The organism is Arthrobacter sp. Y3223164 (genome assembly GCF_059091005.1).
On record NZ_JBNHGF010000910.1, the window covers coordinates 1 to 373 of the forward strand.

A 373-nucleotide genomic window follows, 5' to 3' on the forward strand; every position below is an offset into this window, starting at 1 on the left:
CTGGCCGGCGGGCGGTTCATCGACCGCTGGGGACGCGTGGCCGTGCTGCGGGTCAGCCTCGGCACGGCCCTGGCCGGCCTGCTGCTCTTCGTGCTGGCTCCGAACCTTCCGCTGGCCTTCGCCGGGGCCGTGCTCTGGGGCGCCGGCGCTGCCCTGGGCTTTCCCATGGGCATGTCCGCGGCCGCGGACGATCCGGCCCGGGCCGCGGGACGGGTGTCGGTGGTCTCGACCTTGGGCTATGTCGCGTTCCTGGCCGGCCCACCTTTCCTCGGCTTCCTGGGCGAACAGGTGGGCCTCCGCAACGCCCTGCTCGCCGTGGCCGCGGTGATGGTCGCCTCCCTGCTGACCTTGCCCGGCCGGAGGAAACGCAGGT

At 74.0% G+C, this 373-nt stretch carries 1 protein-coding gene; it reads left to right on the forward strand.

Features of this window, described 5'->3' with window-relative positions:
- On the forward strand, positions 1 to 373 hold a 373-nt coding region (locus tag AC5RUJ_RS18680), incomplete at both ends, for an MFS transporter (protein WP_494156565.1).